20 protein-coding genes are annotated in these 26,740 nt (G+C 35.8%); 13 read left to right on the top strand and 7 right to left on the bottom strand.

Translation table 11 applies throughout. From position 1 onward, the window contains the following. The first annotated feature begins 179 nt into the window (after positions 1–179). Positions 180–2,519: a TonB-dependent receptor gene (locus tag Q0543_RS11795; protein WP_299253124.1), complete on the top strand. Its 2,340-nt coding sequence runs from the start codon at positions 180–182 to the stop codon at positions 2,517–2,519. A 3-nt stretch (positions 2,520–2,522) separates the two neighbouring features. Further along, positions 2,523–3,125: a hypothetical protein gene (locus Q0543_RS11790; RefSeq protein WP_299253122.1), complete on the top strand. Its 603-nt coding sequence runs from the start codon at positions 2,523–2,525 to the stop codon at positions 3,123–3,125. 176 nt (positions 3,126–3,301) lie between these two features. Here the strand turns inward: Q0543_RS11790 and Q0543_RS11785 are convergent, their stop codons facing one another. Continuing rightward, positions 3,302–4,009: a hypothetical protein gene (locus tag Q0543_RS11785; RefSeq protein ID WP_299253120.1), complete on the bottom strand. Its 708-nt coding sequence runs from the start codon at positions 4,007–4,009 to the stop codon at positions 3,302–3,304. A 95-nt stretch (positions 4,010–4,104) separates the two neighbouring features. On the opposite strand from Q0543_RS11785, the gene Q0543_RS11780 reads away from it, so the two are divergent. Continuing rightward, positions 4,105–5,286 carry a class I SAM-dependent rRNA methyltransferase gene (locus Q0543_RS11780; protein WP_299253117.1) on the top strand — a complete coding sequence of 394 codons (1,182 nt, stop codon included), beginning with the start codon at positions 4,105–4,107 and terminating at the stop codon, positions 5,284–5,286. Positions 5,287–5,302: 16 nt separating this feature from the next. On the opposite strand, the gene Q0543_RS11775 is transcribed toward Q0543_RS11780, so the two are convergent. Continuing rightward, on the bottom strand, positions 5,303–6,001 hold the full coding sequence (locus tag Q0543_RS11775; protein ID WP_299253114.1) for a HEAT repeat domain-containing protein: 699 nt from the start codon (positions 5,999–6,001) through the stop codon (positions 5,303–5,305). An 87-nt stretch (positions 6,002–6,088) separates the two neighbouring features. Between Q0543_RS11775 and Q0543_RS11770 the strand changes: the two genes are divergently transcribed. Continuing rightward, on the top strand, positions 6,089–7,678 hold the full coding sequence (locus tag Q0543_RS11770) for a hypothetical protein (RefSeq protein WP_299253111.1): 1,590 nt from the start codon (positions 6,089–6,091) through the stop codon (positions 7,676–7,678). A 174-nt stretch (positions 7,679–7,852) separates the two neighbouring features. Here the strand turns inward: Q0543_RS11770 and Q0543_RS11765 are convergent, their stop codons facing one another. The 4 genes from Q0543_RS11765 to recF form a co-directional block, all read right to left on the bottom strand. Beyond that, entirely contained in the window at positions 7,853–8,398 is a 546-nt protein-coding gene (locus tag Q0543_RS11765; RefSeq protein ID WP_299253109.1) for a hypothetical protein, read from the bottom strand. After that, positions 8,398–11,718, bottom strand: coding sequence for a PKD domain-containing protein (locus Q0543_RS11760; RefSeq protein WP_299253106.1), 3,321 nt, complete (start codon positions 11,716–11,718; stop codon positions 8,398–8,400). The genes Q0543_RS11765 and Q0543_RS11760 overlap by 1 nt, the downstream gene beginning before the upstream one ends. A gap of 97 nt (positions 11,719–11,815) precedes the next feature. Further along, positions 11,816–12,136 (bottom strand): DUF721 domain-containing protein, encoded by a 321-nt coding sequence (locus Q0543_RS11755; protein ID WP_299253103.1) that lies wholly within the window; start codon positions 12,134–12,136, stop codon positions 11,816–11,818. A 4-nt stretch (positions 12,137–12,140) separates the two neighbouring features. Beyond that, positions 12,141–13,262: a DNA replication/repair protein RecF gene (recF, locus tag Q0543_RS11750; RefSeq protein WP_299253100.1), complete on the bottom strand. Its 1,122-nt coding sequence runs from the start codon at positions 13,260–13,262 to the stop codon at positions 12,141–12,143. A 58-nt stretch (positions 13,263–13,320) separates the two neighbouring features. Between recF and pdhA the strand changes: the two genes are divergently transcribed. The 4 genes from pdhA to Q0543_RS11730 all read left to right on the top strand — a co-directional run bounded on the left by pdhA (position 13,321) and on the right by Q0543_RS11730 (position 17,019). Continuing rightward, complete coding sequence (gene pdhA / locus Q0543_RS11745; protein WP_299253232.1) at positions 13,321–14,364, top strand: pyruvate dehydrogenase (acetyl-transferring) E1 component subunit alpha; 1,044 nt, start codon at positions 13,321–13,323, stop codon at positions 14,362–14,364. A 25-nt stretch (positions 14,365–14,389) separates the two neighbouring features. Beyond that, the gene (locus Q0543_RS11740; protein WP_299253097.1) at positions 14,390–15,097 is read left to right on the top strand and encodes a tetratricopeptide repeat protein; all 708 of its coding nucleotides are present in this window, start codon (positions 14,390–14,392) and stop codon (positions 15,095–15,097) included. A 73-nt stretch (positions 15,098–15,170) separates the two neighbouring features. Then, positions 15,171–15,650: a 6,7-dimethyl-8-ribityllumazine synthase gene (gene ribH, locus Q0543_RS11735; RefSeq protein ID WP_299253094.1), complete on the top strand. Its 480-nt coding sequence runs from the start codon at positions 15,171–15,173 to the stop codon at positions 15,648–15,650. Positions 15,651–15,681: 31 nt separating this feature from the next. Continuing rightward, positions 15,682–17,019, top strand: a complete 1,338-nt coding sequence (locus Q0543_RS11730) for an aspartate kinase (RefSeq protein ID WP_299253091.1) — start codon at positions 15,682–15,684, stop codon at positions 17,017–17,019. A gap of 130 nt (positions 17,020–17,149) precedes the next feature. Here Q0543_RS11730 and Q0543_RS11725 read toward each other — a convergent pair whose 3' ends face one another. Next, a complete protein-coding gene (locus tag Q0543_RS11725) occupies positions 17,150–17,629 on the bottom strand; it encodes a RecX family transcriptional regulator (RefSeq protein ID WP_299253088.1) in 480 nt (159 codons plus the stop codon). A gap of 31 nt (positions 17,630–17,660) precedes the next feature. Here Q0543_RS11725 and Q0543_RS11720 point away from each other — a divergent pair, with 31 nt between their 5' ends. The 5 genes from Q0543_RS11720 to Q0543_RS11700 all read left to right on the top strand — a co-directional run. After that, positions 17,661–18,947, top strand: coding sequence for an MFS transporter (locus Q0543_RS11720; RefSeq protein ID WP_299253085.1), 1,287 nt, complete (start codon positions 17,661–17,663; stop codon positions 18,945–18,947). Continuing rightward, positions 18,931–21,405, top strand: a complete 2,475-nt coding sequence (locus tag Q0543_RS11715; RefSeq protein WP_299253082.1) for a bifunctional UDP-N-acetylmuramoyl-tripeptide:D-alanyl-D-alanine ligase/alanine racemase — start codon at positions 18,931–18,933, stop codon at positions 21,403–21,405. The genes Q0543_RS11720 and Q0543_RS11715 overlap by 17 nt, the downstream gene beginning before the upstream one ends. A 117-nt stretch (positions 21,406–21,522) precedes the next feature. After that, positions 21,523–21,750, top strand: coding sequence for a FeoA family protein (locus tag Q0543_RS11710; protein WP_299253078.1), 228 nt, complete (start codon positions 21,523–21,525; stop codon positions 21,748–21,750). Positions 21,751–21,778: 28 nt separating this feature from the next. Then, a complete protein-coding gene (feoB, locus tag Q0543_RS11705; RefSeq protein WP_299253075.1) occupies positions 21,779–23,869 on the top strand; it encodes a ferrous iron transport protein B in 2,091 nt (696 codons plus the stop codon). Between the two features lie 146 nt (positions 23,870–24,015). Next, the coding region (locus Q0543_RS11700; RefSeq protein WP_299253071.1) for a glycosyl hydrolase family 8 at positions 24,016–26,740 on the top strand (2,725 nt) is incomplete at its 3' end.

Raw genomic sequence — 26,740 nt, 5'->3', positions numbered from 1 at the left:
GACTTTATAGTGCCAACACTATTTTTCTTTACTGTTGTAAGCATCGTATTCTTTATATATAGCTGTACTTTTAAAAAGAAGATATTTCAGTTTTCAATTTTTACTAAAGGACGCGGGCCTCCGATTGTTTTTTAAAATTCAATTTAACTAACATTTAATTCTTATTAAATTTTCATTGCGTGAAGAATATTCTTTTTGCATTGATGTGTATGTGCATACTTCCAAGTATTGCAAAGGCACAGGCAATGCAACGATCTACTGATAGTTGCTCTTATAAATTAGTTGGCAAAATTTTATATCTAAACGATAGTATGCCTATTGATGGAGCAATGATTTCTATTGATGAAATAAATACGTATGCACTCACAAATGCATTAGGAGAATTTAAATTCGACAATTTGTGTGCAGGAACCTATACAATCCATATGGATATGTATTTAGGTGTGCATAAAGACACGGTTATTACATTAAAAAATACGACTGAAGTTAAATTTTTAATGGAGGAACGGGTTTATGGTGAAATCATCATTGAAGGGTTTCGAAAAAACAATCAGCCTGAAATAAGTACTTCCGAAACACTTGAAAAAGAAGCATTGGCCCGTGTGCGTGGAGCAAGTTTAGGGGAAAGTTTAACATCTATTCCTGGTGTTTCAGCATTGCAAACGGGTCCAACAATTTTCAAACCTGTTATACAAGGCATGTACGGCAATAGGGTATTGATTTTAAATAATGGAATCCGTCAAGAAGGTCAACAGTGGGGCAATGAACACGCACCAGAAGTGGACCCTTTTATAGCAAATAAAATCACTGTAATAAAAGGCGCACAATCGATTCGTTATGGTTCAGATGCCATTGGCGGGGTAGTATTGTTGGACCCTGAAGCGTTAAATACATTCAGAGGAACGAGAGCACAAATAAATCTTGCGGGTTTTAGCAACAACAGAGCAGGCGTGGTTTCTGGAATTGTTGAACATGGATTTTCTCATATACCGGGATTGGCTGTTCGGTTACAAGGGACACTACGTAAAGGCGGAAATTCTCGCACACCTGATTATTGGTTGAAGAATACAGGCTTTCAAGAAAAGAATTTCTCCGCAGCCGCAGCATATCAGCGTACACATTGGGGACTAGAAACATTCTATAGTCAGTTTAATACGGAACTAGGAATTTTTGCAGGCTCTCATATAGGCAATGTAACAGATTTAATAACTGCCATTAATAGCAATCAACCTGCGGTAACATCCGATTTTTCTTATTCGATAGAACGACCAAAACAAGTTGTGGGCCACGAACTTTGGAAAAATAAAGCATATTATAATTTTGGCAGAAATAGATGGGTTGTAGAATATGCAAGGCAATACAATAAACGCCAAGAATACGACAGCCATAAAGCTTACAACCCAAATCTTCCAGATCAGGCGCAATTGCAATTTGAATTAACCACCCATAATATTCAATCTTATGTGGAACATACAATAGGCAAGCTAAGAGGCGTTGCAGGCATTAGTTATATCAACCAAAAGAATACGTACGAAGGACGATTTTTCATTCCAAATTTTTTAAGCAATGCGATAGGTGTATATGTAACAGAAGCGTATACATTTTCTAAAAAAACAAAAATCGAAGCAGGTTTGCGTTATGATTACAAAACGCTTCAATCGTATTATTATGAAAATGGCATTTTAAAAACGCCGTATCGTACCTTTCAAAGCCCCACGGCGAGCTTAGGAGTATCACACGAACTTGGCAAAAACTATACTTTGTTAAGTACAGTTGGAACTGCATACAGGCCACCTAATGTAAATGAATTATATAGCTATGGGGTACATCATGGGGCAGCAGCGTATGAAATAGGAAACCCCAATTTGAAACCTGAGCAATCCGTAAATGCGTCGGTAACACTAAATTATTTCTTTAAAAAATGTTTCGGATACATTCATGCCTATGGATATTATTTTAATAATTACATTTATTTAAAACCCGTATTCCCAGCAACATTAACGATACGTGGAGCATTCCCAACATTTGAGTATACACAAGTAAACGCAACGTATGGAGGATTTGATATTGCATTTAATGACAGCCTTACAAAGCACATCATTTATTCAACAAGGCTATCCTTAGTGAGTGCCTACGATCGAACACAAAACGATTGGCTGATTTCTATTCCACCTACAAAATGGCAAAACGGATTGAAGCTTGTTTTGCGAACAAAAGGGAAAATAGTAAAACCATATTTGTCTGTAGATGGAATTTGGGTTGCTCATAAAAGCAATACGCCTATAAATAGTGATTACAAAGCGCCTCCTCCTGCCTATTTCTTGATACAAGCTGAGGTTGGTGCGTACCTCACCATTGCTAAGCAAGACATGCTGATTACATTAACGGGACAAAATTTATTAAATGCGCAATACAGAGATTATCTAGATCGCTTTAGATATTACTCCGATGCTGTAGGCAGAAACATTGTACTTCGATTACAAATCCCATTAGATTTCACAAAAAACAAAACGATTTAAAATATGAAAGCAAAAAAAAATATTCATGCGAAGGCTTTACTTTTATTATCATTCGTTTGCATGCTGTATGCATGTAAAAAAGATGACAAGGATGTCTCGATCCCAGCTAATTCAAATGATCAAGAGCTCATCACTACGGTAAGATTAGTTGTATCAACAGACGCAAGCCCAACGGATGTAAAATACTTTTCATACAGGGATATTGATGGAGACGGAGGAACTGCTCCTAAATTGGACACAATAAAATTACTTGAAAATACAACTTATACGGTTCGTGTTTTATTATTAGATGAAACAAAAACACCTATTGATACTATTTCAAACGATATAGAAGCAACGGAAAAAGATGCACATCAGTTCTTTTATTCAAAACTAGGCATGTATGACTTAACAACAACGTATTTGGATTTTGATGACAATAGCGTACCAGTTGGCTTGAGAATTTCAATTAATACGGGTGCTGGATTTACAACGAAAGCAAATAAGTATAAAGTTGTTCTAAAGCACCAACCAGGTTTAAAACCAAAGACTGGAAACGGAAATGCGAACCTAGGAGAAACGGATGTAGAAGTTGATTTTCCAATCTTGATTCAAGGTATTCAATAGGCCAACTTATTCTATTAATGAGTTAGTAAAGAAGATGTTAAAACATACAAACAGCTGTTCTTCCTATCGTTTAAACACAAGACTCTTCTGCTTTGCTCATACCCGCTGGTAACGTAAATGTGTTACAATAAAAAACCGATACAATTTGTATCGGTTTTTTATTGTAGAACGTGTGATTAAAATATCCTAGCTTGTTGGAGATTCTTATCTGGTGCAGCAACTTTTTCTGCACTTAAGTTTGTTCTAAATCCTATAAAGAATGTTAGTATATTCGATTTGGATGGAGCTGCAATCTTAGAGGCATTATTTTTATCCGGTTGGAAACGGTATTTGGGATCGTAGAAATTGCCCAAAGTATACTCCGCACCAATAGTAAAGCCTTTGTAATTATAACCTATCATTGCAGAATAATTAAGAGTATTAACGGCACCATAACTTTTTCTTATACTTTTATCTCCAAATTTATTGAACGCTTTTTCTTTGTAGTCAAACTGAACAAGAACCTCTGCCGCAACATACAGATATTTATCGTCGGCAATATTTCCATATTTTAATCCAAGTGGAATACTAATGGAATAGGCACGGTTTTTTACTTTTTGATTTATGGTGTCATTTGACTTGTAAATGAACCCAACATTTTTAATGCCGACGCCAGTATATACTCCGAAGTGCGTATTGAAATCTTTATGTGCTTGTATGGTGTAGTTTGCAAAGGGCGAAAATCGTACGATGCTTTTCATGCTATTGCCTGCGCTATCTTCCAAAATACCAACTTGTAACAACGTCTTGTTCTCAAAAACACCATATATTTTTTTATTTACTTGTGCTAAAATAATTGTTTGAAAACTCAGTAGGATTAAAATTAGAAGTAAACTTTTTTTCATGCGCGTATGTGTACGTTATATCTATGTAAATTAACGGTTTTAAAGACATATTTCAAGTAATTTAGGTAACTTTGTAGCCTAATAATTCATTCTATATGCCAATTCCAATACTTCAATTAAAAAAGGGTAAAGAACGTTCCATTAATAATCGCCATCCATGGATTTTTTCAGGCGCTGTTGCAAAACTCCCAAATGAGGAAGAAGGAACAATTGTATTGGTAACAGATTTTGAAAATAAGAACTTATGTTATGGCTTTCTTTCTCATAAAAGCCAAATCGTTTGTAGATTATTTGAGTGGGATAATTTATCGGAAGATGTATTAAGCGATGCATATTGGGCTACTAAAATTAAAAATGCATTTTTACTAAGATCCACTGTTATTAATAAAGACACAACCAATGTGTATCGCTTGCTACATGCGGAAGGTGACTTCTTCCCAGGCATTATTGCGGATGTATACGGCGAAGTGGTTGTTTTACAAATACTCATAAAAGGTGTTGAAAAACTTGTCCCTGCTGTTAAGCAAGCGTTGATAGAAATCGGTTTTAAACATATTTATATTAAAGCGAAAACTTCTTCTACTGTATTAGAGGATATCCGTACGGGTAGTGCCTGGCTTGAAGGTGGAGTGGAAGTGCCAGTATTGGTAAAAGAAAATAATGTAGCTTTTGAAGTTGATTTTATTGACGGACAAAAGACAGGTTTTTTTGTCGATCAACGAGACAATCGAGAGTTACTTAAAACCTATTCCAAAGGAAAAAATGTATTAAATACGTTTTGTTATACAGGCGGCTTCAGTGTGTATGCTGCAGCTGGTGGCGCAGCCTTGGTTGATTCTGTAGATATCTCTAAAGATGCAGTTGCTTTGGCGGGTAAAAATATGGAATTGAATTTCCCCGCTTTCAATCACAATACCATTGCTGCAGATTGCTTCGATTTTTTAGGCGAAATAGAAAAGGATCACTATGACATCATTGTACTAGATCCACCTGCTTTCGCTAAATCAGCAAAGGCTGTTGCCAATGCCTGTAGAGGATACAAACAAATTAACTTAAAGGCATTTCGTAAAATTAAAAAAGGCGGCTTGGTATTTACGTATTCATGCTCCCAAAATATTGACAAAGATCTGTTTCAAAAGATTGTTTTTGGTGCAGCAGCAGATGCTCATAGAAACGTGCGCATCATACACCAAATGCATCAGCCTGCGGATCACCCAATAAATATTTATCATCCCGAAGGTGAATACTTAAAAGGTTTGGTTCTTTACGTTGAATAATAAAAAAGATTTTTTGTTAAAAAGGATCGTGCACTTCTAAATAATTTATTTTGTTTGCCAAGCTACTATCAATTAAAGTAGTTTGGCGAATGGAAAACCCTTCTAGTAACAACTTGCTTTCTTTTACATTCATTTTTTTTAATGAAAAATAACATTCCGCACGCATGTTCGTGGATTCGGAACTATCATTTAGTATCTGATTTAATTTATCAATTGCGGCAGTATACGATAAAACCCCGAGGCCTCTGGCGGCTTGCTCTCTTGTATAACTACTTTCACTTGATAAATGATCGAATAGAAATGGTCCAATGCATTTTCCTGCATCTTGAACAGGCTCTAAATATAATCCCTTGCTTACCTCTTGATTTAGGAAAATCTCAAAATAATTTTTTCCTATAAAAGGAGAAAAGAAATAACTACTTAACATATAAAATAATACCCCAAGGCCTATAATACAAAGAGACAGCATTCGTTTTACATCAAATAAGACAAACGCAAGTCCAACAATATTTATACTAACGACAGAAATATAATACCGAATCAAAAAAAGTTTATTGCAAGCAGAAATGATGGATTGAATGCGTATTGAAGGAATAGCTTTCCAGATATAATTACTTGGGTCGGTAACTACCCACCAAAAAATAAAAAGGAGTATATTTACTATAAGGGCTACAAAGCCAATCAGTACATATTTTTTAAAAGTGATGCCTTGCATACATTGGTTATAAGTGAATAAAGATAGAAAAGCGAAATCATTTAAGCACTATTTTTGTTAAAATTGAAATGAATTATGGATAGTATAATGAGAAAGTTTGTATTTATATGCCTTTTATTGCTTGGGTTTTTAAGCACCAAGCAGGGCGTAGCTCAAAATTTGGAAGGCGAAACAGAATTAGTAGTGCGTTCTACAGAAAGCATCTATTCTGCAGTTGACACCACTGAAAATTATGTAGTTGCATTTAAAACGAAGTCACAGTATGAATGTGTCTTTTATAATGCAAACCATAAAAAAATAGGAACAGCAATTTTTACAATTCCTTCAAATCAAAAAAAGGACACGTATTTAGGAATAGAATTAAACAAAGACACCTGTTCTATATATACGTTAAATCTACGTTCCAATCAAATTACCCAATTCAACGTTGCCCGATCTGGAGGCAACCTAAATAGTAAGATTATAGGCCAAATCACCTATTCAGAAAAATTTTTAAAATGTGTATTATTGAATGGTGAATATTATATACTCACAGCAACTCAAAATAAAAACCAAATAGATGTGTATGCAATCAAGAATCATGCACTAGTTAAAAATACCTATTTAATTGACATGCCAGACTTTTATAAAAGGCTAAGTTCAGGAAATCAATTATTAAATGAAGACAGAACGACCGTTGTTGGTATCGATGCAATAAATTATGACATTGAAAACAATGTAAAATCTGCACGAGCTACTAAGAAGATTTACAGTTTTGAGAATAACATATATTTGATTTTTGATGATGCCGATTTCTCTCACGTGGTTAAATTAGATTTAGAAACAAACGTAGCACGTTATAAGCAATTTGCATACAGCTTAGATTATGGAAATACTTCTTTTAAAAAACAAGGGAACTCTTTTTTGTACAAGAATACCTTGTTTCGAGTGACGATGAGCATGGAACAAATGTCTTTAATTGCAATGGATATAGAGAGCAATCAAAGTTATGTAACGTATTATGCGACTCCACACATGCCAATGGATTTTAAGAACGGCCCCATTATTCAAGAGAATAGCGGCGACAATACTAGAATCATTGATGACAATGCTACCTTTTTCAAAAAAGCACTTGCAGGTAATTTAAGTATTGCAGTGAACCTTAAAGACAGTTCTTACATTGTAGAAATTGGAAGTTTTGAAGAGATGGTAACGAATAACAATTATAATAATCCATCCTCTGGCAGGCCAACAATCTCTATGGGAATGGGAATGGGTATGGGCATGGGAATGGGTGGTGTTGGCATGGGAATGGGAAATATGGGCATGGGTATGGGGAACGGCATGGGCATGGGCGGCGGCATGGGTGGCTATGGATATGGGGGCTCTCCATATAATAATTATGGCTGGGATTCTCCAGGTTACTACAATGGTTATAATGGGTATTATCCTTACAATAGCTCCTCAACATCCATACGTACTGTGTATGTGCACTGCATGTTAGACTCTACTACATACAAACACCAAATTGGTATCGTTCCTATAACCTTACGCGAACGGGTAAGTAATTTTGAGACTGAAACCTTTAAAGAAAGCAAACCTGAATTAATCCGTGTTATTGATTTTAAAAACCACATTATTATTGGCTACATCTTGCCAAATAAAAAAGCATTTAGGCAATACTCATTTTATAAGTAATTGACTATTAAATCAATAGTTTTTATAAATGATTTTAAAAGGAATTATAATGAAAGTTTACAATTTGCGGTTACCTATCCATTCTTAGAGGTATAAATAGACAATAGATAACACAAATTCCAATTTAAATTCCTGTTAGTAGAAAAGCGGCATACTCCCAATGTGCCGCTTTTTTTATTGCAAAAACTTTAAAGATCGGATTTCTGCAGTTATTTCTCCCTCTAATTGTAAAAATATAGGTTCCGGACAGTCGATAAAAAACTGTAAACCTCTACTTGCAGGATGGATGCCATTTATAATGATGAGTCGATGTTTTACATCTTTTTCATCTAAATAGAATGCCCAGTAACCAATCGCATAGGGCAACCTTAGTAGCCCGTCACTAGAAGTAATGGTTTTAACTATTTTAAAATCTTTCTTTTTTTTAAATGCAGCTAAAGAAGCTAGAGAATAATTTTTAATGGTTGTTGGTATAATTTTTTCGACCAAGCACGATTTTGTAGCTATATAGATGCCTCCAGAATCAGAGGTGATTGCTTCGCGGCTGAAATTATAAACTTGTATATTTCTTTTTTTGTCAATGTGAGATGTTGTTTTGCTCCATTTGTTAGTAGCTTTAAACGTTATCGTTTGCCCATAGGTGTGGGATAGTAATCCATCTTCTTGTGCAAGAACATTAAAGCAAAACAAAAACAAACTAGTATAAAGTAATATTCGCATTATTTATCAGATATAATATGAACCCAGCTCTTACAGCAATCGCCATAAGGTGCGCAAACTAAGTAATAATATACACTTGTTGAAAGACCATCCCCACAAAATTCATTTTTATAGGAATCAGCCTTAAATACTAGGCTATTCCATGGGTTGTATACTTCAACTTTCCAGCCTGGATATAGTCCAACAATTTCAAAACAATCATTTTTACCATCTTGATTTGGCGTAAATAGATTTGGGATAAGAACATCGTCGATTTTCACCACGCCAACTTCTGTTGCGGAACAAAAATCATTGTATACATTTAATACAATTGGGTAAGAACCTCCTTTATTGTATTCATGAATTGGAGAGTTTTCTTTTGAGGAAGACCCATCACCAAATGTCCAAAAGTAATTAAGCGGGCCTGTGCTTGGATTGCTCAAACGCACAGTAGGCTTGCCGTTACAAGAGGTCATATTTTCCCAATTTACACCTTTGGCTAACGTTGCAACCTGTATCGTTAGCGTATCATTGTATTTGCAACCATTCTCATCTACCACATTTAAATAATAGGTGCTTTTTTTCGTTGGAAAAAAACCTGCATCACATGCCTGAGGATCTGTAATAGAAGTTGATGGAGACCATGTATAGGTATAATTTGGCATACACGAGTTCAGTATTTTTATGGTGTCGCCCAAGCAGATAGTTGTATCTGTTAAATTAATACCAATGCTAGGTAACGGAAGAATGGTTATTATTTTCTCTGCGGTGTCTTTACTAGTACACGTGGTTAAATCTGTTGCAATGAGTTTTGCGATATAAGAACCTGGTTTTTTATAATAATGAACAATAGGGCCAGGGCCATTTATTTTTGTTCCGTCTCCAAGATCCCATTCATAAGCAACACCTCCTAAACTTGCATTTGTAAATGTTACGGCTTCTCCTGCACACCTAGGAGGACTTGAAGTAAAATCTGCGCGCAAGTTAGATAAGTCGTATTTGAAGCATGCATTATTGCAATTAGTACTTCCTTTTATCGAGCCATCTGTAACAGGAAATTTTGATGTGGAATATTTCCTTGTCTTACAGCTTGCACAAACAGATTGATATACAATTCCATTTTTGTCAAACCTGCTTGTTCCGCCATCAACATGGTCATCTTCTCCAAAGCCGCCGTAGTATGTTGCATACAATAAACTCTTAAATTCCTTTTCTAAAACCATTAAATAAAAATCAGAACCATCGGTTTTATTATATAGAGCATTTGCTGTAATAGGTAAATTATGTGTATAGCCTCCAAGATAGTTGTCTGAGTAACTATTAATATTACCTCCCCAACCAGAAATTAATAAATTGTCACAATTATTAACCAAAAAGGCAGTTGGAACTATACAAATGGCATTGGCATCGTTGCCAATAGTTGTTGATAATAATGCTACACTTAAATTGGGATTAATTTTCTGAATGAATTGCCCGGTTGAAAGTTGACCATAAACATTAGGAGACATAAGATAATCTCCTTGGGTTTGACCTAAGACATATATATTTTCAGCAGCATCTAATTGAATAAAGAAACATTGATCGTATGAATCAGTACCAACATAGGTTGCATTTAATAGAGTTGTTCCATCGCTACTTATGTGCGCAATAAAACCATCTGTAATATCGGTCGCAATCATCGTTTTTTTAAACCCGGATGAAGCTCCAGGGAAATTTTTACTGGTTGTCCCTCCTGTGATGTAAACGCTTTTATCTGACGCTACTCGTATAGAATATCCTGCATCGTAATCATCTCCGCCAACAAACGTATTCCAAATCATTGTACTTAAGTCAGGCGACATCTTGCAAACATACGCATCCATTTTTCCATTAAATGTTTTGTCATATCCAGGAACAGACATATTTATGATGTTTGCAGAATTCGTTTTAGAAACGATGTATACATTATCAAGTTCGTCACAATAGATCTCTCCACGTAATTGATCTCCATAATTTCGAGTTACAGGATCAAACTCCAGACTTAAACCATCTAGACTATCACCACCAATAAATGTAGAATAAGATAAAGCATTTCCATTTTCACTAAGAGCACAGACAAATAAATCACTTCCATGATCAAAATAAATAGGATCACTTTCTCCAAAAGGCATTGAAAACTTTCCACCATTGAAAATTTCATCATATGCACCAGTAGTAGTTGGGAAAGCAATTGGTTTATGGGAAGTTGTATCTGCAAGACCGTCCGAACTTGTTACACCAAATAAAACGAGTTCATTTTTACTATTTACAATACAACTGCTTGGCATATCTGTTTCTGATCCCCCCAAATATGTAGCATATAATAAATTGCCTACAGGATCAAATTTCATAATGGCAATATCGGGATCAAATTTATAATTTTTTATAATAGAAATAGAATCAATATAATATGTAGTATCCTGTTTATGAACATAAAAAATAGTATCATTTGCCGCCCTTTCCTTGTAACCATTATAATTTATTTGGTAGGAACCAACAGTTGAGGGATAACCCATATCGAAAGTAATTCCAACCATGTATGTATTGCCATCGTCATCATAGGTTGCAGAATTACCCCAGTTATCAGCAGTAGAACCTGAGTAGGTAGAAAAAATTAATTGTGGGTCAATCACTAAAGGGAATTTTTTATTGTAGCCTTTCGGAAAATCAAAACTTAACACATTATTTGTTAATCTAAAAGAACAGGCTACTTGAATGTTTTTACCATTTATTTCTTGATAAGCAAAAGGCTTTTGTTCATAGAAATCTTTGATGGAGGTTTCAATGATTAATTCACCATTTTTCAAATACACACTATCAATCCCATTATATTTTAATTGTATGGACGCAACGTTTGCGCCAGGCTGCAAATGAAATTCATATTTAAATCCTGTTTCTTGTCCAAAACAAACTAAGGATGTTTTTGGGTAAATATCATTCAATATTGTTTTAGAATAGGCGTGAACATTAGACCCCCACTTACTTTTATCATTCCCTTTAAAATAATTGTAGTTATAAGTTGTTGGATCTACTCCTTGGGTGGATGAAATAGGAGAACAACCAATAAACTCAACTTCGTATGCATGCGCCTGTATGGAACTTTTTTCGGTTCCTTTATCATCTATGATGACACGTTCTTGACTCGAAGAATGGTAATCATCATCGGAGCCATGTGCATGATGACCAGCCATTGCCGCTTGATCATAAAAATTAAATAAAAATCGATTCTTTTCAATATATAACTGCCCAGAAGGAATCTCAGAACGATACAATACATTGTTGTCCCATTGGCCTTTGTTTTCTACAAATAGGCCCCCTTTCATTTTCTCTGGGGCGAATTGAGCGCTTGAAGAAAAGGATAGAAGAAACAGGCAAAAAACTAAAAATAGGTTATTACGGTTCATATAGCTGTATTATAAATTATAAGAATATGACATCTTCAATTACTTTATCCCCTGCAGCTGTATTAAGTAACTCAACAACCTTATGTTTTGATTGATTTAGTTCGCTTTTTAAGGGCGCTGAGGATAAATGAATATATAGTTTTTTATTTCGGATATATAAATTGGTGGTTCTCTTAGCTATCGGAGCACCCATGATCTTTTCCCAATTTTGTATGATATAGCTTTCTTTGTATTTGTTGCGCACACGCAATTGGTCCATCCAATGATCAATGGCATCACCAATGCTTAAGGAGTCTCTTTTTCTTTTAAAATAATCTTTTTCGTATTTTTCGTTCATATACTTAAGAAGTTGAAGAAGGTAAATTACTAAGAGAAATACTACCTTGATCTATTATAAACATACGAAAATCTTTCGAATTAGACTTGAAAAAAATACTAGAGCGATCTGGGCGTGCATCAGAGATAAATAATTGACCGTGAACATGCTTTTGGACTAATGCAATGAGTTTTTCTATACGTATGTCATCTAATTTGTCAAAAATATCATCCATTAACAAAATCGGTGCATGGCCCGTACATGCCTTTAAAAGTTCGTATTGGGCTAATTTTAAAGCGATAACAAAGGTTTTTTGCTGCCCCTGAGAACCGTATTGTTTGATTGCTTCAGAATTAATAATAAACTTAAAATCATCTTTGTGTACGCCTTTATTGGTGCGTTGAAGTATTAAATCTTTTGAGTATGAATCCTGATATATTTTTTCAAAATTAGGGTCCAATACCTTGGTTTCATACTCAATATGCGTGTTTTCGTATTCTGGGGATAAAAGTGAATAATACTCCTGGAAAATAGGCAATAAACGTTGTAAGTAAGAAGCACGCTTTTGGGCGATGATAGTGCCTGATTGCATTAGATTGTGATCGTATGCATCCATTAAAATACGATCAATGAAACGGCCTTCAGCAGCTAGTTTCAACAAGGCATTGCGTTGTTTTATAAAGTGTGTATATCGTATTAATGCTTCTAAATAAATGGGATCCGCTTGTGAAAATAAACTATCAAAAAATCGTCTTCGATCTTCTGACCCATTTCGGATTAAATCTGTATCGTGTGGTGTAAGAACAATTGCGGGAAATTTGCCAATATGTTCCGAAAGTTTGTGGTAGGGTTTTTTATCTACGGTGAAATTCTTCTTTTTTCCGTCAAAATCGTACTGGAGCTTATATTCTTTTGAATTTTCTTTAAACCAGCCTAAAGCCGAAAAATACCCTTGATTGGTATGGATCATTTGCTGATCATTCATTCCTAAGAAGCTCTTAGTCAAACACAAACAATAAATTGCATCCAATAAATTAGTCTTCCCGCTACCATTTAAACCTGCCAATAGATTGATTTCCTTGGAGAAGCTCAGCTCCAACTCGGAATAGTTCTTAAAATTTAGCAGACTTATCTTTTCAATATACATGAATTTTATTTATTTTAGCTCTTCAAAGTATACTGTTAAACAGCACAAACAAGAAGAGATGGCAAGTGTTAAAGAAAAAGGGAAGGATAACACTAAAACAAAGGTAGAATCCACAGGAGCATTTACCAAAGAAACATACCTTTTCTGGTATGAAAAAATGCAATTGATAAGAAAATTTGAAGAAAAAACGGGTCAGCTTTACGGTCAGCAAAAGATTAAAGGCTTTCTTCACTTATATATTGGTCAAGAAGCGTGTGCTGCAGGTGCAGTATCGGCGTTAAAAAAAGGCGATCATTACATCACTACATATAGAGATCATGGTCAACCATTGGTTTTAGGAACAGATCCTAAAAAAATAATGGCTGAGATGTATGGCAAAGCAACTGGCACCTCTAAAGGTAAAGGCGGATCGATGCACATCTTTGATAAAGAAGTGAATTTTGCAGGCGGTCATGGTATTGTAGGTGGACAAATTCCATTGGGTGCTGGATTGGCTTTTGCAGAAATGTATAAAGGTACCGACAACTTATGTATTTGTTATATGGGCGATGGTGCAGTGCGTCAAGGTGCATTACACGAAACATTTAACTTAGCGATGTTGTGGAATATCCCAGTTATATTTGTAATCGAGAATAATGGGTACGCAATGGGCACTTCTGTGCAACGTACTTCTAACGTTACAGAATTATATCAAATTGGCGAATCATACGATATGCCTTCAGAAGCAGTAGATGCAATGAGTGTAGAAGAAGTACACTTATCAGTAGCTCGCGCTGCTGCTCGTGCAAGAAGCGGTGGCGGACCAACATTGTTAGAATTTAGAACGTACAGATATAAAGGACACTCGATGTCTGATCCGGCTAAATACCGCACAAAAGAAGAATTAGATTCGTATAAAAATCAAGATCCGATTCAGCAAGTACGTGAAACAATACTTTCTAAAAAATACGCTACGGAAGCAGATTTAGATGCAATTGATGCTCAATTAAAAGCAACAATTGAAGAAGCCGTTAAGTTTGCAGAATCGTCTCCATATCCTGATGCTGCAGAAGCATATACAGATGTGTATACACAAACAGACTATCCATTTATAACAGAATAAAACAGATTACTTTTTAAACACTATAATGGCTGAAATAACCGAAAAAAGTGCTCCTAAAAAAGCACAACCTGCACTTGCTAAAAAAACAAACATGTCTGCTGAAGAATTAGTTGAAAAATACAAAAAGCCTGTACTTATTGGTATTGTTGCGCTTGTTGCCTTAGTTGGCGCATTTACATTTTATAAATACAATCAATCTGAAAATAATGCGGTTGCACAAACCGAGATGTATCAAGCAGTATTCTTCTTTGAACAAGATTCATTAGAAATGGCTTTGAAAGGAATTCCTGCAAAAGAAGTTAAAGGCTTACAAGAAATTGCCGATGAATATTCTGGGACAAAAGCGGGCAACCTTGCTGCATTTTATACAGGAGTTATTTATTTGAAACAAGCTAAGTTTCAAGAAGCAATTGATTACCTAGGGAAATTTGATTCCAACGAAGGAATTTTACAAGCACGTGCTTGGTGTTTAATGGGTGATGCATATTCAGAATTGGAAGATAATGACAATGCAGCTACGTATTACAAAAAAGCATCTGAATATAAGCCGAACGAGCAAATTACACCTGCTTATTTAATGAAATTAGGTTTGGCGTATGAATTGAAAAGTGATTGGAAAGCTGCAGCTGCTGCATATGATAAGATCATTAAAGATTTTCCTCAGTCTCAAGACGTAACGGATGCTAAGAAGTATAAAGCGAAGGCAACAGCCTCCCTTTCTGTTTCGGAATAAATCAATCAAAATAACGAAAGTGAAAAGGGATAAAGCAAAACGTTTTATCCCTTTTGTTGTATAAAACAAAAATATGTCAAGCGCAGATAAAAATTTAAGTAGTTATTCGGGACAAATCCCCAACCTTTCTTCAAAAACGTTTGGTATTGTTGTAGCAGAATGGAATGAAGAAATAACAGAAGCGTTGTATGAGGGAGCAATGGAAGTACTTACAAAGCACGGCATTCCCAAATCAAACATCATTCGCACAAATGTGCCGGGTACGTTTGAATTAAGCTTGGGCGCGCAATGGTTGGCATTAGAAGACAAGGTTGACGCAGTAATATGTTTGGGCTGCGTTATTCAAGGCGAAACACGACACTTTGATTTTATCTGTCAAGCGGTAGCAACAGGTATAACAGAAGTAAATTTAAAATACAACAAGCCTGTTATCTTTGGGGTATTAACAACAGATAACAAGGAGCAAGCTTTCGATAGAGCAGGCGGAAAACATGGCAATAAAGGCGATGAAGCAGCAATTACTGCGTTAAAAATGTTAGCGCTAACAAAATAAATTAAGTAAAACAATTTAGAAATAATAGATAATGAAAGTTTTAAAATTCGGTGGCACATCTGTAGGTAAGCCAGATCGTATGCACTCTGTTGCAAAATTAATATCATCTACTCCAGATATAAAAGTAGTTGTATTATCAGCCGTTTCAGGCACTACGAATGCACTCGTAGACATATCTAATAAATTAACTAAAAAAGATACGAAAGCTGCTGAAGAAGCTATAGCAAACTTATTTGGTCCTTATAAAGCTTTTGTTGAAGAACTATACAGCACAGCTGAAGGGAAATCAAAAGGCCATGCTATTGTTAAAACATACCATGATCTAATTAAATCATACGTTGGAGCAGCAAACTTTGGCGACAAAGAAACACGCTTGTTTTTAGCTCAAGGAGAAATTATTTCCACAAACTTGTTCCAAGAATATTTGTCTGAACAAGGTTATTCATCTGCATTATTGCCCGCACTGGAGTTTATGAAAACGGATGCGGACAATGAACCGATGTTGGATTATATTGAAACAAAGTTAAATGAGCAGTTGGCAAAACATCCAAATAAAAGTCTGTATATCACACAAGGGTATGTATGTTTAAATTCGGATAATGAAGTTGACAATTTGAAACGTGGAGGTTCTGATTATACCGCGACTCTAGTAGGTGCAGCATTACAAATGGACGAAATTCAAATATGGACAGATATTGATGGGATGCACAACAACGATCCTCGTATCGTAAAGCGTACATTCCCAATACCGGAAATATCGTTTGATGAAGCAGCCGAGTTAGCATACTTTGGAGCCAAAATTTTACATCCAACATGTATACGTCCAGCACAAGTACGTAAGGTTCCTGTACGTTTATTAAATACGATGCATCCAGAGCAAAAAGGTACTGTAATAAACAATAGACCTGCAGATAGAGATATTACAGCAATTGCCGCTAAAGATGGCATTACAGCGATCAAAATCAAATCGAGCAGAATGTTGCAAGCACACGGCTTTTTGAGAAAAGTATTTGAGATTTTTGAGAAGTTTAAGACTTCAGTAGATATGATTACAACTTCTGAAGTTGCAGTTTCTTTGACAATTGATGATGCTAAAAATTTAGATTTGATTATAGCAGAATTGAAAGAATTTTCAAATGTTGTAGTTGATTTAGACCAAACGATTATTTGTGTAGTTGGTAATTTTGGCAGAGGTAAAGTTGGCACAAGCAAACGATTGTTTGATGCTTTAGAACATACACCAGTACGTATGATTTCGTATGGCGGTAGTCTATTTAACATATCCATATTGATAGATGGAAATTCTAAAAATGAAACTTTAAATGTATTAAACGAGAAATTGTTTTTTCATGAAGAAGCAGTGAAATAGTTTCCAGGGACTAGTTACTAGTTTCTCGACAATAAAATAAAAAAATAGCCTCATATCCGTTCAGGATTTATGAGGCTATTTTTTAAGACCAAGCGCATATTTTCAACTTCTAGAAACTAGCACCTGGAAACTAGTCACTAGATCTCAACATATCCCAAACCAAATCGGCTTCAAAACCTCTAGAAATTAAGTAAGCTGCAATTTTGTATGTTTTTTGGTAGGGATTTTTTAGATGTATTTCAGAATTTTTTTTGTCAATAATGCTGGAGATTGTCGCCACATAATCCTTTTCTTCAATTTCTTTTAAACCGGATTTAATACAATATGGGCTTAACCCTTTCATTTCCAGGCTTTTTATAATTTTTATACGCCCCCATTTCTTAATTCTGAATTTTCCGCCTGCATATGCCTTTGCAAAACGTTCTTCATTTATAAAATTATCCTCAATTAATTTTACAATAAATGCTTCAACTTCATCGGTTTTTATGCCATATTCGTATAACTTTAGACGAACTTCTTGGTGAGTGCGTTCTTGGTATGCGCAAAAGGAAGCAATTTTTACAAATACTTGAGCAGAGGTGTAAGCTTTTTCAGTTTTTGTGGTTGCCATTTTGTGTGTTGTAACTTTAGATTTAATATCGTTGACAAATAAAAAGACATTAGCAATTTTAATGACAGCAAATGGAGTCTCGAGCTTTGCTCAAGGTTTCACGATGATGTCTATTCCCTATTATTTCAATACCCATAACAACTATTCGTATTTTAGTTTATGCTTGACTCTTATTACCCTAGCTTCTTTGTTTTGGGCATTATATGCAGGCTCAATCATTGATGGTTTCAATCGTAAAGATGTCTTTTTAGGTACAAATTTTATTGGTGGTATTGTTATTTTATCTATCGCTTCTTTGGGATTTAAAGAAGGCGAACTCACGAATATATTAATAATATTGGTTTATGCATTAACCATGTTTGGATATGTAATTCACTATCCAAATTTATATGCTTTTTCACAAGAACTTTCAGACCCAAAAGATTATACTAAAATAACTTCTTTGATTGAAATTGTTGGGCAGTCGGCCGTTATGGGCTCCGCAATCATGGGCACGATGCTACTCGAAGGGGTTAAAAATATTCATGTTCCGATGACAGACATTGTATTTTCACTAGAGAAGTGGAAAATTCATGAAATATTTTTGTTTGACGCAATTGCCTATTTTATTTCTTTTTTAATCATTTTATTGATTAAATATTCTCCAAATATGAAACTTGTAATTTCAGATGAAGGTTCGTTATACGAACGTCTGAAGACGGGTTATATGTATTTACGAAACAATCAATTAGTAGCACTATTTGGTATTTGTTCGTTCACTATCTTTATAGTAGTGTACATCGAACAATTTGCATTAATGACTCCGTATGTTCTGAACCATTTGAAAGAAGGAGCGCCCGTGTTAGGACTTACAGAAATGATGTATGGCTTGGGTGCATTGTTTTCTGGGGTTATTATTCAAACCCTCTTTAGCAAAATGCCTGTTTTAAAATCTATTATATTATTAACATTCGCAACGGGTGCTATATTCTTGTTGAGTTCAATGACCTGCGCTGTAATTATATTTATAAATGTTGCTTTCTTAAAAGGGTTTACGAATGCAAGTTCTCGTATTTTCAGAGTGACGTACTTGTTTTCATTGATCCCAAATGAATTAGCAGGAAGAGTAAATAGTTTCTTTAACGTAATGAATACGATATTTAGATTGCTATTCCTTTCTATTTTCACACTGCCATTCTTTATGGAAGGCTCAAACGTCACCTATGCATATGCGATTTTAGCTGGATTTTGTTTTTTTGCCGGCGTAGTCTTTTTGATTTATTACAAGCAATTCTCGCAATTGACAGAAAGCATGACTCCGAATGAAGACAAACATTGATATGACCACAGCTCAATTGGTTTCTGTTGTGCATGGACAGTTTTCAAGACTTCACAAGCCGGAAACAATTATAAAGCAATTATTAATTGACAGTAGAAAATTGATGGCTCCCGAAGGAGCTGTTTTTTTTGCTATTAAGGGCAAGCATCACGATGGTCATGATCACGTACAAGATTTATACAACAGAGGTGTTCGGTTTTTTGTTATTGAGCACGGAATCGATGAGGAACAATTTCCGGAGGCTACGTTTATTTCTGTTGCATCAAGCATTGAAGCGTTACAAAATTGTGCTGCATACAGAAGAGCACATTTCTCTATTCCTATTATTGGTATTACAGGAAGCAATGCCAAAACAATTATTAAGGAATGGCTGAGTCAATTATTAAGCTTGGATTATGCTGTTGTTAAAAGCCCTAGGAGTTATAATTCTCAAGTAGGTGCGCCCCTCTCAGTGTGGGCAATCAATGAACGACATCAAATAGGTATTTTTGAAGCGGGGATTTCAACTATACATGAAATGGAAGCCTTAGAAAAAGTTATAAAGCCAACAATTGGAATTTTTACAACCATAGGTTCTGCACATGACGAAGGCTTTAAGAATCGTACAGAAAAAATAAAAGAAAAATTAAAACTATTTACGAATTCTGATATTGTAATTTTCTGTAAGGATCACGAAGACATACGTTCAGCTTTGACAGAGAATACTGCCATCGCAACTTATAGTTGGTCCTTAAAAAACGAAGCAGATGTTCAATACACATTTATAAAAAAAGAAGGAAGAAATACAGTTTTAAAAGTTCTTTGTAAAGAAAATGAAGCAATTTTAACTATTCCTTTTTTGGACGATGCATCCATTGAAAATGCCTTACATGTTGCAACTACGTTATTGTATTTAGGGTATTCTATTGCGGATGTTTCAAGAAAAATCGTGCAATTGAAACCCATAGAAATGCGATTGGAGTTGAAGGAAGCAATCCATAATTCTTATGTGATTGACGATTCATATAATAATGATTTAGCAGGCTTAACCATTGCCTTGGACTTTTTAGATCATGTCACTCAAACAGATAAAAAAACACTCATTCTTTCAGATGTGTTAGAGTCCGGCTTGCAGGCAGAAGCATTGTACAAAAGTGTCGCCGCTGTATTAAATGCCATTAAGCTAGATAAAGTAATAGCGATTGGTTCAGGCATAAAGGAATTAAAGAAGTGGTATCATAAGCCTTGTTTTTATTATGAAGACACAGAAACATTCATTTCAAATTTGTCAACGTTCTCAATTGACAAGGAAGTTATCTTAGTAAAAGGTGCTCGTACATTTCATTTTGAAAAAATTGTTTCACACTTGCAATACAAACTACACGAAACGGTTCTAGAAATTAATTTAGACGCATTGATTCACAACCTCAATGTATACAGAAGTAGGCTGAAACCAAATACCAAAATCATGTGTATGGTTAAAGCGCTTTCTTACGGAAGTGGTGGTTTTGAAATTGCACAGTTATTGCAATATCACGGCGTCGATTATTTGGCGGTTGCATATGCGGACGAAGGTGCTCGATTACGTGAAAATGGAATCACCTTGCCGATTATGGTTATGAATCCAACCCGTTCAAGTTTTGATACCTTGATTCAATATCAATTAGAGCCTGAAATGTATGAGGCGAATTTATTAAATCAACTCATTGATTACGCAGTTTTAAATCAACTTCAAATAGGTATTCACTTGAAGTTGGATACAGGTATGAAGCGTTTGGGTTTTGAACAAAAAGACATAGTAAACCTTCTAAGCACATTGAAAAATGCACAAACAGAAGTACGTGTATTGTCTATGTTTACACACCTAGCGGCATCAGATGGGGAGGAGCACGATGCATTTACAGCGGAACAATTAAAAGCATTTGATTCTATTACGGAAGAATTAACAACAGTTGTCATACATCCTTTTTTGAAACATGCAGCGAATTCATCTGGCATCATGCGGTTCCCGCAGGCGCACTATAATATGGTGCGCTTGGGCATTGGTTTATATGGTGTTGAAAGTGCAGGCAAGTTTCAGCATGAGTTACAACCGATCAGTACATTCAAAACTCATATTTCCCAAATAAAAGAAGTCTCATCCACAGAAACGGTAGGGTATAGCCGTAAAGGGACCGTACAGAGTGCCTCAACAATCGCAACGGTTGCAGTTGGGTATGCAGATGGTTACGATCGCAGATTTGGCAATGGCGGCGGGATTGTAACAGTAAATGGAGTGCGCTGTCCAATTATTGGCAATGTTTGTATGGATATGTGTATGATTGACATTACCAATGCACAAGCAAAAGTTGGTGACGAAGTAATTCTTTTTGGCGAAAACCCAACGGTATCAGAGTTGGCAAAAAGAATCCAAACCATACCATATGAAATACTTACGAATGTTGGAGCGCGAGTTAAGCGCATTTTTTATTCAGCGTAGGTAAATAACTGAAATTTTTAAGGTAAAAGTCTGATTTAAATCAGCCATAAAAAATCTTTTTCTATTGGAGCATACGTATATGGGTTGTACCTTTGTTTAAATTAATTCTAAATAAGAATGACACCAGTAAAAACGGTTGCAGATTTACGAATAGGAGAAAAAGGAGTCATTTGTGACTTTACAGACGAAGAAACGTCCTTAAAACTATTGGAAATGGGCTGTTTGCCAGGTTGTGAAATTGAATTGGATTGTAAAGCTCCATTTGGCGACCCTATTTGCATTAAAGTTTGTGGTTATACGCTTTCCATGCGCCTAGCTGAAGCCTCCACCATTGTAATTTCTTAATAACTTCAATTATCATTTTAATATCCAGATGAAAAGATTAAAAGTAGCATTAATTGGCAATCCCAATGCAGGCAAATCCTCTCTTTTCAATTATTTAACTGGATTAAATCAAAAAATAGGCAATTTCCCAGGTGTTACGGTAGATAAGAAAACGGGAGTTTCTGTTTTAAGCTCTACTGTACAAGCCGATATTATTGACTTACCAGGAACGTACAGCATATATCCACGTTCTGTAGACGAACAAGTTGTTTTTGATTATTTAACCGAAACGCTTCGCAATGAGACGCCTGATATTCTGGTGGTAGTTGTTGATGCATCTAATTTCAAACGAAACTTATTATTATTTACCCAAGTTAAAGACTTAGGCTTTCCAGTGATTTTAGCATTAAACATGCTTGATTTAGCTAAGAAAGATGGCTTAGAATTTGACTTATTAGCACTACAAAGAGAATTAAATGTTCCGATTGTAGAAATCAATGCTCGGAATGGCAAAGGAGTTGACGCATTAAAAGCAGCACTCGTTTGTCCTGTGCATGTCGTACCAGATATTTTTTATAAATCTTCAGAAGTTGCTGGGCCCGTTGTTAGTTATATTCGCAGTCGCTTTAAAATTAAAAGCGATTATATGGCGTTGCTTTTAGCGCATCAACACCAAAAAACAACAATTTTAACAGACGACGAAAAAAAGGACATTTCTGAACTTGTTGCAAAGCATCATCTTCAAAGTAATTCGCTTCAATATAGAGAAACCTTGATGCGTTATGAAGCCATACATAACGTCATTCATAAAGTAATGAGTGAAGATGCGCGTCAGACAAAAGTTCGTTGGTCTAAAAACCTTGATAAGATTATAACGCATAAGGTTTGGGGGTATTTGATATTCTTAGTAATCTTATTTCTTATTTTTCAATCCATCTTTGCTTGGTCTGAATTGCCGATGGAATGGATTGAATTAGGCTTTGGAGCATTAAAAGGAGTAATTACAAATCTTTTGCCAAGTGGCTATTTGCGTGATTTTATCATTGAAGGTATTTTATCCGGCCTACAAGGTGTATTAATATTTATTCCTCAAATAGCATTCCTATTTGCTTTCATTGCCATTTTAGAAGAGAGTGGGTATATGTCGCGCGTAATGTTTATGATGGATAAAATTATGCGACCGTTTGGATTGAGTGGGAGAAGTGTGGTGCCTTTAATTTCAGGCGTTGCTTGTGCAGTGCCAGCAATTATGGCTACGAGAAGCATTGAAACGTGGAAGGAGCGTTTAATAACCATTATGGTTACACCTTTAATAAGTTGTTCTGCTCGTATTCCTGTGTTTACAGTTTTAATCGGATTGATGATTCCGGATACAAAAATATTAGGCATATTTAATCTTCAAGGTCTGGCTTTAATGGCGTTTTATCTACTAGGGTTTTTTATGGCTTTGGTAAGCGCATGGTTCTTACATAAATGGATGGGTGGTAATTTTAAAACCTATTTTATCATGGAATTTCCAACATATAAATTGCCGCGTTTTAAAAATGTCGCAACATCTATTATAGAAAAAGTTAAAACATTTACGTTTGAAGCAGGTAAAATAATTATAGCAATTTCAATCATCTTGTGGGTGTTGGCAACATTTGGACCTAAGGATGATATGCAAAAAGCTGAAGATTCAATCAGTAAAAATAATTTAAGTACGGAGGCGTATGAAAATGAAGTTGCGTCTGCAAAATTAGAAGCATCGTATGCGGGTCAATTTGGAAAATTTATAGAACCTGGAATTAGACCATTGGGCTATGATTGGAAAATAGGGATTGCCTTAATTACTTCATTTGCAGCAAGAGAAGTATTTGTAGGTACCATGGCAACCATTTATAGTGTTGGAAATACCGATGACGAACTTTCAGTGCGCGAATCGATGAAGAACCAGAAAGACGAAAACGGAAATATGTTTTATACCAGCGCACGGGCAGGTTCGCTATTGCTATTTTATCTGTTTGCCTTGCAATGCATGAGTACAATTGCAGTTGTATATCGAGAAACAAAAGGTTGGAAGTGGCCTATAATACAATTCGTATACATGTCGTTTTTAGCGTATGCGAGTAGTTTTATTTTTTATCAGTTGTTCAAATAAAAAAACTCTTTACAACCCATAATAAGGGATAGTAGAAGCACTTTTTAATACAGTTCAAAAAATTGGATTAATTTGTTAATATTTATTACATAATGAATATTAACAACTGCTTATGTCTTATATTAGAGTATATAAGACAATTTTATATGAGAATAGTAACATTATTTTCCATTTTATTTGCAACATTCACAGTATTTGGGCAAATAAATTCTGGAAGTCCAGCAATTCCTTTTGGTTCAAAAATAAGTGTGCTTGCAAACCCTTATGGGAATGGTATTGTGCCAACCAATTTGCCTACTGGCACTTATAACCCAGGCTCTGGGCAGTATGGTAAATCCCAAGATGCTGCAGACGCTTACACAACATGGAAAACAAATTATGTAGAAGCATGTGGAACCAATTTTAGAGTAAAATTTGATAATGCAGCTCAAACGGTTTCCGAAGGCATTGGTTACGGAATGTTAATTGCAGCATATGCAGGAGATAAAACATTATTTGATGGATTGTGGGGGTATTACAAAGCAAATTCAAACGGTAATGGGGTGATGAACTGGAGAACAGGCACGTGTACCTATGACCAAAATGGGGGGGCAACGGATGCAGATCTAGATGCTGCAATGGCACTATTGATTGCTAAGTGTCAATGGCCATCAGCTACAAGCCCCTACAATTATTCCAACGAAGCCACTACCTTAATTACGGCTATTAAAAATACAGAAATCCATAATACTTCTTTTCAAGCGATCAATGGTGATGGTTGGGGTTTTGGAAATAACTGCCGAAATCCGGGTTATCAAGCACCAGCATATTATAGACAATTTGCAGATCAAGTAACCTCACAAGCTACTACTTGGAACAGTGCAGTAACAGCTGCCTACACCTTAGTTAATGCGAATAGAAATACCACAACAGGTTTGGTAACAAATTGGTCTGATCAAAATGGTGTTGCAAATAATTGTAATGGCGGAGCTGTTGAATATGGATACGATGCATGTAGAAGCCCGTGGAGAATGGCAACAGATGTTTTGTGGTTTGGCAATAGTACTGCACAAACAAATTTTTGTATACCCATAGCCTCCTATGTTACGGGGAAAGGATCCAATGCAAGTGGTCCTGTCCCACAAGCAGGTGGAACTGCCACAGCAAATGAAGCTACTTTTAGCTCTATGTATGCAGCAGGTATTTGTGGCGCCAATGCTACGTATCAACCTATCATGAATAGTATGTACACCAAAACAGTAGGCACAGTAGATGACCTGCCAAGATATTTTGGAAATACATTACGCGTCATTTCATTATTCATGCAGACAGGTAATTTTTGGAAACCTTGTGTCGCTGCTCCATTAACAGTGAGTGTAGCATTGACAGCACCAACAAGTGGACAGACAGTGAATGAAGGTGATGCAATTACTCTTACAGCAACTGCTAGCACAAGTAATGGAACAATTACTAAAGTTGAGTTTTATAATGGCACTACGTTAATTGGCACAGCAACATCATCTCCCTATACGATATCGTGGACAGCTGTACCTGCAGGGACGAATCAAATACTAGCAAAAGCATATAATTCTGCAGGCGAAACAGCCGCAACTACTTCTGTGCCAATTTTAGTAGTTAAATCTGTTTACCAAACGGTAACTGCACCAACAATTGATGGCATTGCCGATGCTATATGGGGTGGATCAAATACATCCGCATTCTTAAATAATCTTATTGGTGGATCAATAAGCGGACCAGCGGATTTATCAGCGAATTATAAAGCCATGTGGGATGCAACTTATTTTTATTTATTAGTCGATGTAACAGACGATGTAAAAACAAATAATGGCGGTACAGATGTATATAATGATGATGCAGTGGAAGTGTTTTTTGATATTGGGAATTTAAAAGCTACCAGTTTTGGTGCGAAGGATTTTCAATATACGTTCAGATGGAATGACAATACCGTGTATGAATTAAATAATAAAACAACAGGCGTTACTTTCGGAAGAGTTAATAATCCAGCAGGCTATGTAATGGAAATGCGTTTCCCTTGGGCAACATTAACAGGATCTCCAGCAATCAACCAATTAGTAGGCTTTGATGTAGAGATAGATGATGATGACGATGGGGGTGGGCGCGATGCAAAAATATCGTGGGCTGCTTCGGCGGATCAAGCGTGGCAAAACCCATCCTACATGGGAACTGTAATTTTAAAAGGTGGATGTAACGCACCAGGTGTTGCAGGATCGATTTCAGGATTATCTGCTACATGTGCAGGCGCAACTGGAATTACATATTCTATTCTTCCAGCATCTGGCGCTACGAGTTATGATTGGACTGTGCCAAGCGGAGCTAGTATTACAAATGGCGCGAATACAAATTCAATCACAGTTAGCTTTGGTTCAGTAGGAGGTTCTGTATCTGTTAGTCCTAAAAATGCGTGTGGAAGTAGTGCAATCAGCGTTAAATCAGTATTGATAAATGCTATTGTAACTCCAGGTGTAACCATAGCAACTAGTCAAACGAGTATTTGTACAGGCATGAGTGTTACATTTACTGCAACACCAGTAAATGGAGGAACACCAACATATCAATGGAGGAAAAATGGGGTATCTATTTCTGGCGAAACAACAGCCAGCTATGTTGCATCTGGCATTTTGAACAACGATACCTTTGATGTTGTAATGACCTCCACTGCAAGTTGCGTTTCAACACCTACTATAACATCTACTCAAACAATAATAAGCGTTGCACCAACAGTTATACCAAGCGTAACAATAGCTGCTAGTCAAACAAGTATTTGTACAGGTACGAGTGTTACGTTTACAGCAACGCCAATAAATGGGGGAGCAGCGACATATCAATGGAGAGAGAATGGACCAGCCATGT

It is taken from the genome of uncultured Cytophaga sp., assembly GCF_937863595.1.
Classification (GTDB): domain Bacteria; phylum Bacteroidota; class Bacteroidia; order Cytophagales; family Cytophagaceae; genus Cytophaga.
The sequence above is the reverse complement of the archived record's forward strand: the minus strand, read 5'-3'. Positions and strand labels throughout refer to the sequence as shown.

What these genes read in the sequence shown, in the direction of transcription:
- Q0543_RS11775 (WP_299253114.1), bottom strand. Translation starts at nt 6,001, where the DNA reads ATGCAAGGCATCACTTTTAAAAAATATGTACTGATTGGCTTTGTAGCC.
- Q0543_RS11760 (WP_299253106.1), bottom strand. Translation starts at nt 11,718, where the DNA reads ATGAAAGGGGGCCTATTTGTAGAAAACAAAGGCCAATGGGACAACAAT.
- Q0543_RS11765 (WP_299253109.1), bottom strand. Translation starts at nt 8,398, where the DNA reads ATGCGAATATTACTTTATACTAGTTTGTTTTTGTTTTGCTTTAATGTT.
- pdhA (WP_299253232.1), top strand. Translation starts at nt 13,321, where the DNA reads ATGGCAAGTGTTAAAGAAAAAGGGAAGGATAACACTAAAACAAAGGTA.
- Q0543_RS11770 (WP_299253111.1), top strand. Translation starts at nt 6,089, where the DNA reads ATGAGAAAGTTTGTATTTATATGCCTTTTATTGCTTGGGTTTTTAAGC.
- Q0543_RS11780 (WP_299253117.1), top strand. Translation starts at nt 4,105, where the DNA reads ATGCCAATTCCAATACTTCAATTAAAAAAGGGTAAAGAACGTTCCATT.
- Q0543_RS11730 (WP_299253091.1), top strand. Translation starts at nt 15,682, where the DNA reads ATGAAAGTTTTAAAATTCGGTGGCACATCTGTAGGTAAGCCAGATCGT.
- Q0543_RS11790 (WP_299253122.1), top strand. Translation starts at nt 2,523, where the DNA reads ATGAAAGCAAAAAAAAATATTCATGCGAAGGCTTTACTTTTATTATCA.
- Q0543_RS11715 (WP_299253082.1), top strand. Translation starts at nt 18,931, where the DNA reads ATGAAGACAAACATTGATATGACCACAGCTCAATTGGTTTCTGTTGTG.
- ribH (WP_299253094.1), top strand. Translation starts at nt 15,171, where the DNA reads ATGTCAAGCGCAGATAAAAATTTAAGTAGTTATTCGGGACAAATCCCC.
- Q0543_RS11785 (WP_299253120.1), bottom strand. Translation starts at nt 4,009, where the DNA reads ATGAAAAAAAGTTTACTTCTAATTTTAATCCTACTGAGTTTTCAAACA.
- recF (WP_299253100.1), bottom strand. Translation starts at nt 13,262, where the DNA reads ATGTATATTGAAAAGATAAGTCTGCTAAATTTTAAGAACTATTCCGAG.
- Q0543_RS11725 (WP_299253088.1), bottom strand. Translation starts at nt 17,629, where the DNA reads ATGGCAACCACAAAAACTGAAAAAGCTTACACCTCTGCTCAAGTATTT.
- Q0543_RS11710 (WP_299253078.1), top strand. Translation starts at nt 21,523, where the DNA reads ATGACACCAGTAAAAACGGTTGCAGATTTACGAATAGGAGAAAAAGGA.
- Q0543_RS11755 (WP_299253103.1), bottom strand. Translation starts at nt 12,136, where the DNA reads ATGAACGAAAAATACGAAAAAGATTATTTTAAAAGAAAAAGAGACTCC.
- feoB (WP_299253075.1), top strand. Translation starts at nt 21,779, where the DNA reads ATGAAAAGATTAAAAGTAGCATTAATTGGCAATCCCAATGCAGGCAAA.
- Q0543_RS11740 (WP_299253097.1), top strand. Translation starts at nt 14,390, where the DNA reads ATGGCTGAAATAACCGAAAAAAGTGCTCCTAAAAAAGCACAACCTGCA.